Below are 15,240 nucleotides of genomic sequence, written 5' to 3' on the forward strand. Positions count from 1 at the left end.
TGATCCGCTGGTTGTCAGATGTGGCGTCCGCCGGTGACTTCGAGGACAGTGCCGGTCATGTAGCTGGACAGCTCGGAGGCCAGGAACAAGGCGACGTTGGCGATCTCTTCGGGTTCGGCGCCGCGTCCCATCGGAACCTCCTTCAGCTTCGCTTCGAGGATGTCGGCCCGCAGGGCGCGGATCATGTCGGTGTTCACCACGCCGGGCTGGATCGCGTTGACCCGGACGCCGAGATGGGCGAGTTCCTTCGCGGCCGCCTTGGTCAGGCCGACCATGCCGGCCTTCGCGGCGCTGTAGTTGGTCTGCCCGACCAGGCCGACCTTGCCGGAGATCGACGAGATGTTCACGATCGACCCCTTGCCGGCCTCCCGCATCGCGATCGACGCGATCTGGGTGCCCAGCCACGCGCCCTGCAGGTGCACATCGATGACCGAGCGGAAATCGGCGAGCGACATTTTGCGCAGCGTCGCGTCGCGGGTGATGCCGGCGTTGTTGACCCAGACGTCCATTCCGCCGAACGCGTCGAGCGCCGTCTTTCCCAGGTTCTGCATTTGATCCGGATCGGTGACGTCGCAGCCGACGGCGACGGCCTGGAAGCCGTCGGCCTCCAGCTTCCCGGCGGCGGCCTTGACGTTGTCGGCGTGCATGTCGCCGAGAACGACCGAGGCGCCCTCGTTCGCGAACTTGCGGGCCATCTCGAAACCGATGCCCTGGGCCGCGCCGGTGACGACGGCGACCCGCCCCTCGAGAAGTGTCATGTGTTTCCCTAAGTTCGTAGTTGTACGGGGCTGGTGCCCTCACCGATGAGAAAAACGGTGCCTCTCGTATGAGGCGACCCGACTCGGAGTAGCCGCCACCGCCGTGGATCCGGAAGCTGTCCGGGAATATCGAGTCTCGTCTCACTGGATGAAAAGCTTTCGTGCGTGAATTCTCTGAGACGAGTATTTAGCCCGGAGCTTGCTACATATTGAAGCGCTTTTATCCGCTGTGGTCAAAGACCCTCGAGGAAACCGAGAGTTAACCCCTTCCTATGAGTCGGAAGGGTCTCTGTACAGCGCGTTTCCGCGCGCGACCCGTACTTGACACCAGGGCCGGGCTTGCTGGATATTCACCTTCATGGCTGAGCGCGAAGTAAGTGACGAAGACTTCAAGGACATTCTCGCGCAGACGAGAACCTTCATTCAGAAGGAAGTAATTCCGAGAGAAAGTGAAATCGCGGACAAAGATGTGATTCCGGACGACGTTCGCCGTAAGGCGGCGGAGATGGGTCTGTTCGGATACGCCATTCCGCAGCAGTGGGGCGGGCTCGGGCTCGACCTCACGCAGGACGTGGAACTGGCGATGGAGTTCGGGTACACAAGCCTGGCATTGCGGTCGATGTTCGGCACCAACAATGGGATCGCCGGTCAGGTGCTGGTGAACTTCGGCACCGACGAGCAGAAGTCGGAATGGCTCGAACGGATCGCGTCGGGTGAGGTGGTCGCGTCGTTCGCGCTGACCGAGACGGAGGCAGGGTCGAACCCGGCGGGCCTGACCACCCGCGCCGTCCTGAAAGACGGCACGTGGACGATCAACGGCACCAAGCGGTTCATCACCAACGCACCGTTGGCCGACCTGTTCGTCGTGTTTGCCCGCACCCGTCCCGCCGACGAGACCGGCACCGGGATCGCGGTGTTCCTCGTTCCGGCCGACACCGCCGGTGTCGTGGTCGGTCCGAAAGACAAGAAGATGGGCCAGGAGGGCGCCTGGACCGCAGAGGTGGCGTTCGACGACGTCACCGTCCCCGAATCCGCCCTGGTCGGCGGCAGTGAAGAGGCCGGCTACCGGGCCGCTATGACCTCCCTTGCCCGGGGCCGGGTGCACATCGCCGCCCTCGCCGTCGGCAGTGCACAGCGAGCGCTCGACGAGTCCGTCGCCTTCGCGGCGGTCACGAAGCAGGGCGACAGCCCGATCGGCGACTTCCAGCTGGTGCAGGCCATGCTCGCCGACCAGCAAGTGGGTGTGTCCGCGGGCCGCGCGCTGGTGCGGGAGGCGGCACAGAAGTACGTCAGCGGTGAGGACCGTCGTATCGCCCCGTCCGTGGCGAAGTTGTACTGCACGGAAATGGCCGGCAAGGTCGCCGATCTCGCGGTGCAGGTCCATGGTGGTAGCGGGTACATGAGAGGTGTTGCGGTCGAACGCATCTATCGGGACATCCGCTTGCTTCGCCTCTACGAGGGCACCAGCGAGATCCAGCGTCTGATCATCGGCGGCGGCCTCGTCCGCGAAGCCAAGAAGCACTCTGAACCCGTACACAAGTGATCGGTGGGGCCCTGGTTCCCTGAGACAAGGAAAAAGTTACATGCGAAGAGCAGCACTGGTCGCCCCGGTCCGCACCGCGGTCGGCCGTTTCGGCGGCGCACTGCGCGACGTCCCGGCAGAGACGTTGGCCGCCACCGTGATCAAGGAGACAGTGGCGCGGTCCGGGATCGACCCGATCCTCATCGAAGACGTCGTGATGGGCCAGTCGTACGCCAACTCCGAGGCCCCGTGCATCGGCCGGTGGGCCGCCCTCGAGGCAGGACTGCCGATCAGCGTCGCCGGATTGCAGACCGACCGCCGGTGCGGCACGGGCCTGCAAGCCCTCGTGACGGCGTCGATGATGGTGCAGACCGGCGCAGCCGACGTGGTGCTCGCCGGTGGCGTCGAGTCGATGAGCAACATCGAGCACTACACCACCGGGGCCCGCTGGGGGACCCGCGCCGGTTCGCTCAACCTGTACGACCGCCTCGACCGCGGACGGGAACGCTCCCAGCCGGAATGGAGGTTCGGGAAGATCAGCGGCATGATCGAGACCGCCGAGAACGTCGCAACACGATGCGGAATCGGCCGTGAGGAGTCGGACGCATTCGCTGCCGAAAGCCACGCCAAGGCCCACGCCGCTTGGGAGGCAGGCAAGTTCGACGACGAGGTGATCGAGGTCAAGATCACCGACCGGAAGGGCAACGTCTCCGTCGTGGCCCGCGACGAGGGTATCCGCCCGGAAACCACGCCGGAGACGCTGGCGCGCCTGCGCAGTGCGCTACCGGACGGTGTCGTCACCGCGGGCAACGCGAGCCAGCAGAACGATGCGGCGTCGTCGATGCTCGTTGTGGCCGAGGATCAACTCGACGAACTCGGGCTCGAGCCGCTGGGTTTCCTCACCGGCTGGTCCGCCGCCGGGTGCGAACCGGGACTGATGGGCCTCGGTCCGGTCGCGGCCACGTCGAAGCTGTTCCGCAGGACCGGTGCGAGCTTCGACGACTTCACGCTGATCGAGCTGAACGAGGCATTCGCGTGCCAGGTGCTCGGCGTGCTCGAGGAATGGGGATTCGAGGACCGGGACCGACTGAATGTCAACGGGTCCGGGATCTCACTCGGACACCCGATCGGTGCCACCGGTGCGCGGATGACGACCACCGCGCTGCATGAACTGCGGCGGCGCGGCGGCGGTAAGGCGCTCGTCACGATGTGCATCGGTGGCGGGCAGGGAATGGCCGCCATCATCGAAGGCGCCTAGCCCCGACTGACACGCGCGTCCGCCGGCTCCGACGTCGGGGTCGGCGGACGCGACATCACGTGATTGACGAGGAGTGCGACGAAGACGACGGCGCACCCGATGGCACCCACGGCAAGGGCGAGCTTGATCCCGCCTTCGGTAGGAAGTAGGTCCGGTGCCAGGTTCGCGGCGAGCACCGCACCCGCGAGGGCGCTGCCGAATGAGCCGCCGACGGTGCGCAGCACCTGGTTGAAGCTCACGGCGCTGCCGAGTTCGGTGTCGGCCACACTCCGGGCGATCAGGGCCGGCATCGCCGCGTACGTCATGCCCATCCCCAGTCCGAACCCGAACATACCGATCAGGATTTCCCACAACGCGTCGTGGGCCACCCAGAGAAGTGCGCTCGAGGCTGTCACCAGCCCGGCGCCGACGAGCAGCAGAGTCCTCATCCGTATTCGATGCGAGAGGGCGCGCACGAGCCGGTTCGCGCCGAAGCTTGCGACCGACAGGGGAAGCATCACGAATCCGGCCCAGAACAGGGGCAGCGCGATGCCGTATCCGGTGGAGGCGGGCGCCTGGGCGATGAGGCTGCCGATCGACAGTCCGATATACATGGCGGCGCCGAGGCCGATCGCGGTGCTGTTCGCGACCAGAACGTCCCCGTTGCGCAGGACTCGCAGGTTGATCAGTGGGTACGGGGTGCGCAGTTCGACAAGAGACCACGCCGTCAGCAGTGTGGCCGCACCGGCGAAGAATCCGATGGTCCATGGCGAGTCCCAGCCCCACCGCGAGCCTTCGCTGACGGCGACGAGTAGGGAGGCGAGTCCGGTGCCGACCAGCAGTGCGCCCGGGACGTCGAGTGTGTTGCGTGGCGCCTGCTCGTCGGGGCCTGCGGGAACGACACGCCAGACGACGAGGATGGTGGTGGTTAGGAACAGCGCCGCGAACCAGAAGGCGAAACGGAACCCGAGAAGGTCGGCGAGGATGCCGGTCAGGGGGTATCCGAGTCCCAGGCCTGTCGTGACCGTTACCGACAGGCTGGAGATGCCGAGCCGGGCCTGGTTTTCGGGAAGATAGCGGCGGGCCAGAGCGATCGTCACCGGAACGATCCCGTAGGTGAGTCCCTGCAACGCGCGGCCGATCAGGAAGACGGTGAAGTTGGGAGCCGTGGCCGCGACGATCGAACCGACGAGGATCGTGGTCAGGGAGAACAGGAGCAGGCGCTTTTTGTGGGGCCCGTCGCTCAACCGTCCCATGATCGGTGTTGCGACCGCCCCGACGAGGAGGTTGACGGTGAGCATCCATTGGCCGGTGCTCACCTCGACGTGCATGTCGTGGGAGATGGTGGGCACCAGCAGCATGCCGAGTGAACTGACGACCGCGGTCGTCAGGGCGGCATACGCCAGCGCCGGCAGTAACCGGGGACCCGTTGTGGACTCAGTCGACGGGGGCATCGTCCACCAACTTGCGCAGAATCGGGATGACGGAGTCGAGGGTCTCCTTTTCCTCGTCCGTCAGCCGTTCCGCGATGGCGTGTTCGAGCCACTCCAAGCCTTGTGACCGCTCTCGCGCCAGCCTCTCGCCACCGGCATCGGTGAGCTCGATCCAGATCCTGCGCCGATCCTGCTCGTCAGGCGTCCGTGCAACCAGGCCGAGACTCTCGAGTTCGCGCACGGCCGTGGCGATTGCCTGTGGGCTGATCTTCTCGGCCGTGGCGAGTGTCGAGGCAGAGGTTCGTCCGTACTTCGACAGGTAGGCGAGCACACCTATCTTGCCGACCGAGATCGACCTGCCTGCGGTGAGCTGTCGCCAGATCGGGCGCAGCGCTTCCCGCAGGACTTGCGCGGTGGCCTGTTCGGTGATCATGAGCAAAGCGTACAACCACATTGATCAATCTAGTTGACTAAATGTCGAGGCTCACACGTGTGCGGCCGGGATCACCCGCACCGATAACCGTGAGCGATATCCTCGAAAGGACACCATCGAGAGGTGAGTCCACGGTTGTATACGCGCTGGTCGTGCCGTAGGAGCCAGTGCGCGTCATTGATAAGCCGACGGGGTGAGTAGACCGCCGATGGGTGAAGGTGATCCGCTCGACACTCAGCGGTACCCGCCGCCCCCGGCCGCCGAACTCGGTGGAGCTAAATTCGGCGATGTCCAGGAGATCGGGCGCGGCGGTTTCGGCGTGGTCTACCGCTGCACCCAGGCGCAGCTGGATCGCACGGTGGCGGTGAAGGTGCTCACCGTCGAACTCGACGACGAGAACCGCTCCCGCTTCTTTCGGGAGCAGCGGGCAATGGGACGGCTGACCGGGCACCCGAACATTCTCAACGTTCTGCAGGTCGGTGCCACCGACAGTGGCCTTTCCTACATCGTGATGCCGTATCACCCGCAGGATTCGCTGGAGGCCCGGGTCCGGACGGGCGGTCCGCTGCCGCTGGATCAGGTTCTTCGGGTTGGGGTGAAGATGGCCGGTGCGGTGGAGTCGGCGCACCGGCTCGGCATCCTGCATCGGGACGTCAAACCCGGGAACATTCTGCTTTCCGAGTACGGCGAGCCGGAGTTGGCGGATTTCGGTATCGCGCACATCTCCGGTGGTTTCGAGACGGCCACCGGTGCGGTGACCGGGTCGCCGGCGTATACCGCGCCGGAGGTGCTCGGGGGTGATCCGCCGAGCCCGGCCGCGGATATCTACGGGCTCGGTGCCACCCTGTTCAGTGCGCTGACCGGGCATGCTGCGTTCGAGCGTCGCAGCGGTGAGCAGGTGGTCGCGCAGTTTTTGCGGATCGCCACGCAGGAGGTGCCCGACCTGCGTGAGCGTGGGATCCCCGAGGATGTGTCCGCGGTGATTGCCCGGGTTATGTCCCGCGAGCCCGGTGCGCGCCCGGCCACCGCCGCCGACTTCGGCGAGGAACTACGAACCCTGCAACGCGACCACGGGTTTCCGGTCGACGAGATGGCGCTCCGCGTGGAACCCGATGCGCGGGAGCAACCGAACTCGCGCGGTGGACGATTGTCGCAGCCTTCCTCCACGTTGGGCGCGACGGGAAGTCTCCCTCTGGAGCTGACGAGATTCGTCGGCCGTCGACACGAGCTGACCGAGGCGAAGAACCTGCTGGCCGGGTCCCGGTTGGTGACGTTGACCGGGATCGGGGGGGTCGGCAAAACGCGGCTGGCGATGCGGATCGCGGCGAGTGTGCAGCGCGAGTACGCCGACGGTGTGCGCCTGGTCGAGTTGGGTGAGCTGCGTGACGTGTCGTCGCTGGTCGATGCGGTGGCTGCCGCCGTCGGGGTACGGGACCATTTGGCACGGCCGTTGCGTGAGGTTCTCCTGGAGCACATGGCGGCACAGGAACTGCTGTTGGTTCTCGACAATTGTGAGCAGGTGGTGGATGCGGTCGCCGAACTTGCCGCCCACCTGGTGCGTGTGTGCCCGCGGTTGCGGATGCTGCCCACCAGCCGTGAACCCCTTGGGATCGGTGGGGAGGCGGTGCTGCGGGTTCCCCCGCTGGGCGTTCCGGATCCCGGGCGTCGGGACTCCCGGCGGGGGTTGCCGAAATACGACGCGGTCACGTTGTTCGTAGAACGCGCCGCTGCCGCGGTTCCGGGTTTCGCGCTTACCGAAGGGAACGCAGCGACGGTGGCGGGGATCTGTCGCCGGCTCGACGGGTTGCCGTTGCCGATCGAGTTGGCGGCGGCGCGGTTGCGGGCGATGTCGTCCGAGCAGATACTCGAGCGGCTCACCGACCGCTACACCCTGTTGACCCGCGGTAGCCGGGGTGCGCCGACGCGGCAACAGACTATGCGTTTGTGTATAGATTGGAGTTTCGAACTGTGCACCGCGCGTGAACAACTCGTGTGGGGGAGGGTGTCGGTGTTCGCGGGAAGCTTCGAACTCGATGCGGCGGAGGACGTGTGCGGCGAGGGTCTCGACCCTGACGAGTTGCTGGGCACGCTGTCCTCCTTGGTGGAGAAGTCGATCCTGATCCGCGAGGAGTACGGGTCGGTGGTACGGCTCCGGCTGCTCGAGACGCTCCGCGAATACGGCTACGAGAAACTCGAGCAGACCGATGAGGCCCTCGCTTTGCGGCGGAGGCACCGGGACTGGTACGAGGCGTTGGCGCTGAACGCGGAGGCCGAGTGGATCAGTGCCCGCCAACTGGAGTGGATCGCCCGGCTGAAACGGGAACACGCGAATCTGCGGGAGGCCCTCGGCGTCGACGACGACCCTACCGCCGGCCTGCGCATCGCCGCGGCACTGTTCCTGTTCTGGAGCTCCCAGGGTCTTTACAACGAGGGGCGCCGGTGGCATGAGCAGCTACTCGCCCGCCGCAGCGGCCCATCCACCTTGGATTCGATCAAGGCGATCTACGGCGGCAGCGTGATGGCATTCGCTCAAGGCGACCTCGAGGCCGCGGCAGCGCTCGTCGATCAGGCGCGGACTCTCATCGCCGACACGAGTGATCCCCTCCTGCGCGCCTACGTCAACTGCGCCGACGGAATGCTGGCCCTCTACAGCGGTGATCTGGCGCGAGCGTGCTCGCAACTGGACAGCGCCCTCGCCGAGTTCAGCGCGCGCGGGAATCGAACGCTCCAAGTAGCCATCCTGTACCCGTTAGGTCTGGCGCATGGACTGTCAGGCCGGATGGACCAGGCGATCGAGTGCCATGAACGTGCCCTCGCGATCACGGAAGCGCACGGCGAGACGATGTATCGATCGCATTCGCTGTGGGCCCTGGGAATTGCCGTGTGGAAGCGAGGTGATGCCAGTCGGTCGGTCCGCCTTATCGAACAATCACTGAAGCTGACCAAACAGGTACGCAGTCCGCGCGTCGCTGCAGCCTCCCTCGAGGCGCTGGCCTGGATCAGCTTCGAACGTCGCGACGCACTCCGGGCTGCAACGTTGATGGGAGCCGCGGACGGGCTGGCGCAGTCGATCGGCAGTACCGCGGTGATACATACCAGTCTGGTCCTCTACCACGAGGAATATGCAGAGAAGGCCCGTCAGGAACTCGGGGACAAGGCATTCAGTGCTGCCCACCGCAAGGGTGAACAACTCGGCTTCGACGCGGCAATCGCCTATGCCCTCCACGAGCAGCAGGCCGACACCTCCACATCAGCCACCGAGGCGTCGACGCGACTGACCAAGAGGGAACGTCAAGTCGCCGATCTGGTCGCCGAAGGCCTGACCAATCAGGCCATCGCCGACCGTCTCGTGATCTCACCCCGCACCGCACAACGGCACGTGGAGCACATCCTGGCCAAACTTGGCTTCACCTCTCGGACACAGGTCGCGGCCTGGGTCGTGGAGCGGACGCACGACTAGACCGCGCGGGGGAGCGAGACAAATACTGTCGGCGTCACACCGAACTCGACGAGTATGTCGTCGCCGGGCGGACCGCCGTAGCGGCAGCACCGCAAAGCGAGATCGACCATCGCCCATCCGTCGGATTCAGATCTCGTAGGTCGGCTCCACCACCCAGGACGACATCGACAACAGACGGCATCGGTGCCCTCGGCATCGGTGACTTGCGGTGCGGATCCGTGTTCAGGGATGTCGCTGGTGAACACGACCTCGACGTCGATCGTCTTGGCACGAAAGAGCCGAGCTCATCCGACACTGCTGGTCCGCGGGCCCGCCTGGCCGGTGCGGTCGAACGCCTCCGAGCTATCGGAGAACCCGGGTTCGTCGACGAAGATGTCGATGGTCAGGGGAGTGTTTCCGCCATACGTCGTGAAGTCGGTGACACCGGCTTCGGTGAGCACTTCGACGTCGAGGACTGTGCGACCGTTGTCGGTGCCCGCGGGACGGCCGAGTAGTTCGATTGCAGCGTCGGCCATGATGTCGGGGGAGCGTGAGTGTCGCAGGCTGTCGGATCCGCCGAGTAGGTTCCCGACCGCTGCTGTCGCGATCATGGTCTGCGGCCACAGGCAGTTGCTCGAGAAGGGCATATCCGCGTGTTCAGCCGCGATACCCAACGCGGCCAGCGTCATCCCATACTTGGCCAGCATGTAGCCGGGGTGGGCGCCCAGCCAGTATTTCGACATGTTGAGCGGCGGTGAGAGCGTCAGTACGTGTGGGTTCGAAGATTTCCGCAGGTACGGAAGACACGCCTGGGTCAGCGCGAAAGTGCCGCGCACGTTGACCTGTTGCATCAAATCGAACCGCTTCAGGGGCAGCGCCTCGGTCTTCGAGATGTCCAGCACGCTCGCATTGTTGACGACGATGTCGATGCCGCCGAAGTTGTCGCGGGCAGAATCGACGACTCGGGCGATATCGTCGGCGTTGCGGACGTCGCCCACTACCGGGACAGCGTGTCCGCCCAACTCGGCCAGTTCCGCGACGGCGGTGTGAATCGTTCCGGGTAGTCGGGGGTCAGGGGTATCGGTCTTGGCGAGCAGGACGATGTTTCCGCCGCGGCTCGCGATCGCCCTTGCGATAGCAAGTCCGATGCCGCGACTTCCTCCGGACATGACGGCGGTTCTCCCACGGAAGCTCTTGTCGTTCATCGTGATCCCTTCATCGTTGGCCCTGCGGCCGAGCCGTCTTCACGATAGGGAAGTCCTGTGAGGATGACCACGTCCGCGAAGAATCAAGAATGTGGCGGGGTTTGTTCTCATCGGACAAACTCGTGTCGGACGGGTGAGGGCCGTAACTTCCGGGTGGATAGAAAGGTCCAGGTGGGGACGCTGGCAATGGCTTTCGAGGCGAATCGTCATGCGTGGGAGGCAACTGCTCTATTGTCTTCGCATGGCTTCACACGACGAGCGCACCGCGCTGTTGGTCGCAAGAATCGCAAGCTCGCTCAACCAGCGGTTGGTGTCGCTGACGGCAGACATCACCGACGTGTTGTACACCGAGATACCCGACTTGCGTGCCGATCGACAGTTGCTCGAACTGCTCGGGGCGAGTGTCGAAGGAAACCTCGACACCATCTTTCACACGCTGCAGCACAACATTGCGCCGGAGAATTTGGAGGCGCCGGCCGCGGCGATGGAGTACGCGAGACGTCTTGCTCAACAGGGGGTTCCGGTCAATGCGCTCGTACGCGCATATCGACTCGGACAGACCAATCTCCTCAAGTTGGTCTTCGACGAGTTGGGTGGGGAAGCGGTTGAGCCGGAACTGGGCGTTCCGGTGCTCGAGCGCATCATCACCGTGATGTCGGTGTACATCGACAGGGTGTCGCAGCAGGTGGTCGCAGTCTACGAGCGTGAACGGGAACGGTGGTTGGCCCACCAGAGTAGCGTGCGTGCTGTCCGTGTTCAGGAAATATTGGCGGGCAACGAACATCCGGATGCAGGGGCCAGCGCTGCCCTCAACTACGTCTTGAATCAAAATCACCTGGCGGCGATCATTTGGGCCCCCGATGCCGGTGCAGGAGACATGCTGGCCAAGATCGAATCGGCTGCACACGACTTCTCCGGGTTCATGGGGGCAGTGACCGATCCACTGTTCGTAGCGGCGGACCGCGTCACCGGATGGGTATGGGTGCCCCTCGGTACCCGCTCGGCTGCCCGGCGAGATTACATCGAGCTGCGCGAATTCCTTCTCGATCGTCATTCGGAACTAGCTGTGGCCGTCGGTGGAATAACCTCCGGTCCAGAAGGATTCAGGCAGTCCCACGCTCGCGCCCAACGCGCACGAGCGCTTGCCATCGCTGCGGGAAAAAATGCCCCCGTCGCAATCGCATACGACGAACCAGGAGTGTCGACCGTCGCGATGCTCACCGAGGACCCCGCGGCTACCCGGACGTGGGTACAGAGCGTCTTGCGCGGCCTGGCTGCGGACAATGAGAACGCGGCCCGCCTGCGCGAGACCGTGCAGGTCTACCTCGCGAACAATCTCAGCAATGTTGCGGCCGCGAAAGTTCTCGACTTGCACTACAACTCGGTGAAGTATCGGGTGAAGCGCGCCGCGGAGGAGCGGGGGGAGGATTTCACTCGGGACCGCCTGTCCGTCGAACTCGCCTTGCTCGTGTGCCAATGGTTGGGACCGGCCGTCCTGACACCGGATCAGGCGAAGGGCGGGCACGTGGGTGGGCAGTGATGCCAGGGGCAGCTGGTCCCGCTTCACTTCGAGGGCGTATCGACCTCCGGTTGCGTCCCGGTCGGCGAGTCTATGCCTGTCCGCCGTGGGTGGCCAGAATTGCTCACGGCCTCGTCGAGGGTGATGTAGCCATCGCAGGACAGTCCGGCCGCCGTGAGAAGCGCTGCGTAGAGACGATTCAGCATGGTGTGTCGGTTCCTCTTCGTGAGTGTCGTGGGCCGTGCGCATCGGCACCGCAGGATCTTTGCGGTCGATGCGTGCTCATGACGGCCGAATCGTCTCATTCCGCCGCGTGCGTCCGGAGCAAGCGGTGGGACTGCTACAGCACATCGTCGCCGTGTCTGCGCAGGTAACGCAGTGCGGATTGGGCGGCGTTGTATCCGCTCATTCCATGGGCGCCGGCGCCCGGCGGCGTTGACGCCGAGCACAAGTAGGTTCCCGGTACGCCGATGCTGTAGGGGTCGAGGGCGATGCGCGGCCGGAGTACCACCTGGGTCTCGGTGTTGGCCCCGCCGATGATGTCACCGCCGACATAGTTGGCGTTCGACTGGGCAAGCTGTGCAGGCCCACTGCTCACTGTCGCGACGACACGGTCGCGGAAGCCGGGGGCGAACCGTTCGATCTGCGCGGTGATCGCCGACGTCGCATCGCCCGTGTACCCGTGCGGCACATGTGCGTACGCATACAGCGGGTGCAGATTCCCTTTCGATCGGCCGGCGTCGGCGAGATACTGCTGCCCCACGAGGACGAACGGCCGCTGTGGCATCCTGCCGGATGAGACATCCTTTTCGGCGGCCGCGATTTCCGCGAATGTGCCACCGAGATGCACGGTTCCGGCGCGGCCGCAGTCGGGGTCGCGCCAGGGCACCCCGCCCTCGACGGCGTAGTCGACCTTGAATGCCGCCGGTCCGTGCCGGAACCGGCGATACGCACGCGCGACTCTCTGTGGAATCTGCTCGCCGAAGATGCTCAGTGCGGCGGACGGTGACAGGTCGAGCAGGACGACGTCCGCGGGAGGAATGTCGGCGATACTGTCGACCCGGACACCTGTGGCAATCTTCCCGCCCCAGTCGGTGAGCACGGCCGCCAGAGCGCTGGTGATCGACTGCGATCCCCCTTCGGCAACCGGCCATCCGTAGCGGTGGCCTGCGGCGATGATCATCAGGCCGACTGCGGACGTCGCTGGACGGTCGAGCCGGTAGTACGCGTGCGCGGCCACACCCCCGAACAGTGCCCGGCCCTTCTCGGTGCGCCACCACCGGGCAGTAATGCCGGCCGGCAGCAGCGCCCGGGGCCCGAAGCTCGCCAGCTTCAGCGGATGACGTGGAATGTTCACGATCGGACGCATGAGGTCGGCGGCGAGATCGTCGAACCCGTCGGCAAGGTTTCCGAACATCCGCTGCCAGCGAGGCCCGTCGGCCCCGAGGCCGGCGGCTGTTTCGTCGACGGAGCGGTGCAGAAGGCCTGCTTCCCCGCTGTCGAGCGGATGCGCGCAGTCGACGTCGGCCCACTTCCAGCTCAGGCCGTAGCGTTCGAGGTCGAGCGTCTGCAAGTACGGCGACCCCGCTCCCATGGGGTGGAACGCGGAGCACTCGTCGTGCAGAAGCCCCGGAAGGGTGAGTTCGCTCGAACGGGTCCCGCCGCCGATGGTGTCGGCCGCCTCGAGGACCTGGACCTCGACGCCGTGCCGGGCGAGGTGGACCGCGGCAGCGAGCCCGTTGGGCCCGCTGCCGACCACGACCGCTGTGCTCACTGCCGCACTCCTGTGCCTGCGTCATCGTGATACGGCGAATCAGCTTGCCTGCTGCGCATTCCCGGTTCCGGCACGGTTCCGGGATCGGTGAGTGCCCGGTCGGCGTCGATGTCCAACGTCCACTGTACGTCGAACGGGATGGGACCGTTCGGCAGCCACGGTTGCTCGGCGATGGCGTCGGACACCTTGTAGGTTCCGCGTTCGATGACGCCGAGGGCGGCGTCGATCACCTTGTACTCTTGGATGCCCTTGTGGATGGGCTGCGATTCGATCCACGCGATCAGGAACTCGCCGGGCGCGAAGTTGCAGCGCCGCTGAATGGCCGCGATGAGATGCTCGTTGTGGAGGTGCCCGTCACCGAAGTTGAAGGCCACCAGCGAGTTACAGCTGAACTCGGCCTCGCGCAGCGAGTAAGTGTCGATGTCGTCGCCGAGATGGCGACTCATCAGCGACAGCAGAGCGCGGCCCTGGCTGTGCATCGACCGCCAGCCCAGCAGTTGGTGCATCACGACGTCGGCGACCTCGGGCGGGTACGTCGCGAGTAGCTGAGTCCGGGTGTTCTGGCTGGGGCGCTTGATGAACTGGTCGAGCTTGTCTTCCGCGCCCGGCGCGAACGCCCAGGTGGCCGAGGCCCAGTTGCCGGCGTACTGCCGCATCGAGGGCAGGAACGAGACGAGGTCGGGGCGCAGATTGCCGAGGATCGGGAAGAACACCAGCGCGGCGATGATCGCGGCGAGCAGTAGCGGTGAGGAGAAGTCGCCAAGCCCGTAACCGGCGGCGTTGGGGAATCCGAGGAACAGGAAGACTGCCGCGTAAGCGAACAGCAGGTTCCATTCGAGGGGCACTGCGAGCGGGAACGTCGACAGGATGAACAGGTGGAATGCGACCATCAGCGCAACAGCGAGCAGGGTAACGGTTCCATTGGTGGTGAACAGCAACACCAGTGGCGTCACTACCTCGACGACGGTGCCCAGGACGTGGGCGACACCGCCGGCGACGATGGACGGCCGCAGGTCGTTCGGGAAGCTGCGGTAATGGGCGCGCTTGATCGTCTTCGACGGCAACCAGGGTGTGTTGGACAGCATCGGGGGCACCACCATCGAGAAGTGGTGGCCCAGCTTCGACATGCCGGCGCCGACCCACACCGACACGATGAGCAGCTTGAGCGCGACGATCATGTCGATGAACGGAAGAACACCGAAGAAGACGACGGCCGGGAAATACTGCTCGCCGCGGGCGGCGATGAAGATGACCTTGTCACGCAACCCGATCACGACGAGCAGCGCGATCAGCGGCAGCAAGAGCGTGGGGTTCACCAGGCCGTGATTGCCGGGCAGCGCCGCGTCGATGGACGGTGTGTGGACACCGGCGAGCCCGAGTGCGAGGACGATGTCGACCAAAATCGCGACGTAGACGACAACGTCGAAGACGGTGCGAGAGTCGCCGGCTGTCAGGGGCACCTTCCCAGGCCAGGGTGGGAGGCGGATGGTGCCCGGCCGCAGCCAGAACAGAGCGCCGCCCATCATCGGCTTGAAGTGGCCGGCGAGTGGCCCCCAGGAACCGCCCAGGCCGATGGTTTCGATCAGCAGCGTCCACAGTATGAGCTTCTGGTACACGATCGGCGCGTTCCACCACGCGCCGATGTCGAGCACGTTGTAGCCGGAGGTGAATGTCGCGATGGACAGTCCGGCACCGATGTAAAGGACCAGCAGTTTCAGAATGTAGATGGTGTGCACCATCTTCGGGGTGCCGAAGCCGTAGTCGACCCAGTGCGTCGACATGGCGCGCATGCGGTCGAAGAAGGGACGGTCGAGGAATGTTGCGGGGTCTACTTCGGGAAAGTTCCCGGTTGTGAATCCCATCGGAAGTCTCCTGGATAGGGCGGGCGGGGGTAGGGGGCATCGCCTCGGGTGTGGCCCG

10 protein-coding genes are annotated in these 15,240 nt (G+C 65.2%); 4 read left to right on the forward strand and 6 right to left on the reverse strand.

Annotated features, from left to right (window positions below):
* Positions 1-14: 14 nt before the first annotated feature.
* Complete coding sequence (fabG, locus tag L1080_RS09390; protein ID WP_250763348.1) at positions 15-758, reverse strand: 3-oxoacyl-ACP reductase FabG; 744 nt, start codon at positions 756-758, stop codon at positions 15-17.
* 358 nt (positions 759-1,116) lie between these two features.
* Here fabG and L1080_RS09395 point away from each other — a divergent pair, with 358 nt between their 5' ends.
* On the forward strand, positions 1,117-2,301 hold the full coding sequence (locus L1080_RS09395; protein ID WP_250763346.1) for an acyl-CoA dehydrogenase family protein: 1,185 nt from the start codon (positions 1,117-1,119) through the stop codon (positions 2,299-2,301).
* 40 nt (positions 2,302-2,341) lie between these two features.
* A complete protein-coding gene (locus L1080_RS09400; RefSeq protein ID WP_250763344.1) occupies positions 2,342-3,538 on the forward strand; it encodes an acetyl-CoA C-acetyltransferase in 1,197 nt (398 codons plus the stop codon).
* Here the strand turns inward: L1080_RS09400 and L1080_RS09405 are convergent.
* Complete coding sequence (locus L1080_RS09405) at positions 3,535-4,971, reverse strand: MFS transporter (RefSeq protein WP_250763342.1); 1,437 nt, start codon at positions 4,969-4,971, stop codon at positions 3,535-3,537. The two genes, L1080_RS09400 and L1080_RS09405, sit on opposite strands and share 4 nt — an antisense overlap.
* The gene (locus L1080_RS09410; protein WP_250763340.1) at positions 4,955-5,383 is read right to left on the reverse strand and encodes a MarR family winged helix-turn-helix transcriptional regulator; all 429 of its coding nucleotides are present in this window, start codon (positions 5,381-5,383) and stop codon (positions 4,955-4,957) included. The genes L1080_RS09405 and L1080_RS09410 overlap by 17 nt, the downstream gene beginning before the upstream one ends.
* 208 nt (positions 5,384-5,591) lie before the next feature.
* On the opposite strand from L1080_RS09410, the gene L1080_RS09415 reads away from it, so the two are divergent.
* Positions 5,592-8,843 (forward strand): protein kinase domain-containing protein, encoded by a 3,252-nt coding sequence (locus L1080_RS09415; protein WP_250763338.1) that lies wholly within the window; start codon positions 5,592-5,594, stop codon positions 8,841-8,843.
* A gap of 284 nt (positions 8,844-9,127) precedes the next feature.
* Here the strand turns inward: L1080_RS09415 and L1080_RS09420 are convergent, their stop codons facing one another.
* Positions 9,128-10,027 (reverse strand): SDR family oxidoreductase, encoded by a 900-nt coding sequence (locus tag L1080_RS09420; RefSeq protein ID WP_250763336.1) that lies wholly within the window; start codon positions 10,025-10,027, stop codon positions 9,128-9,130.
* Between the two features lie 241 nt (positions 10,028-10,268).
* On the opposite strand from L1080_RS09420, the gene L1080_RS09425 reads away from it, so the two are divergent.
* Positions 10,269-11,567 (forward strand): PucR family transcriptional regulator, encoded by a 1,299-nt coding sequence (locus tag L1080_RS09425; protein ID WP_250763334.1) that lies wholly within the window; start codon positions 10,269-10,271, stop codon positions 11,565-11,567.
* A 319-nt stretch (positions 11,568-11,886) separates the two neighbouring features.
* Here L1080_RS09425 and L1080_RS09430 read toward each other — a convergent pair whose 3' ends face one another.
* Positions 11,887-13,320, reverse strand: coding sequence for a phytoene desaturase family protein (locus L1080_RS09430; protein ID WP_459030745.1), 1,434 nt, complete (start codon positions 13,318-13,320; stop codon positions 11,887-11,889).
* On the reverse strand, positions 13,317-15,182 hold the full coding sequence (locus L1080_RS09435; protein ID WP_250773473.1) for a DUF3556 domain-containing protein: 1,866 nt from the start codon (positions 15,180-15,182) through the stop codon (positions 13,317-13,319). The genes L1080_RS09430 and L1080_RS09435 overlap by 4 nt, the downstream gene beginning before the upstream one ends.
* Between the last annotated feature and the right edge of the window lie 58 nt (positions 15,183-15,240).

Origin of the sequence: Rhodococcus sp. MSC1_016 (assembly GCF_023667485.2) — a bacterium.
GTDB classification, from domain to species: Bacteria; Actinomycetota; Actinomycetes; order Mycobacteriales; family Mycobacteriaceae; genus Rhodococcus_F; species Rhodococcus_F oxybenzonivorans.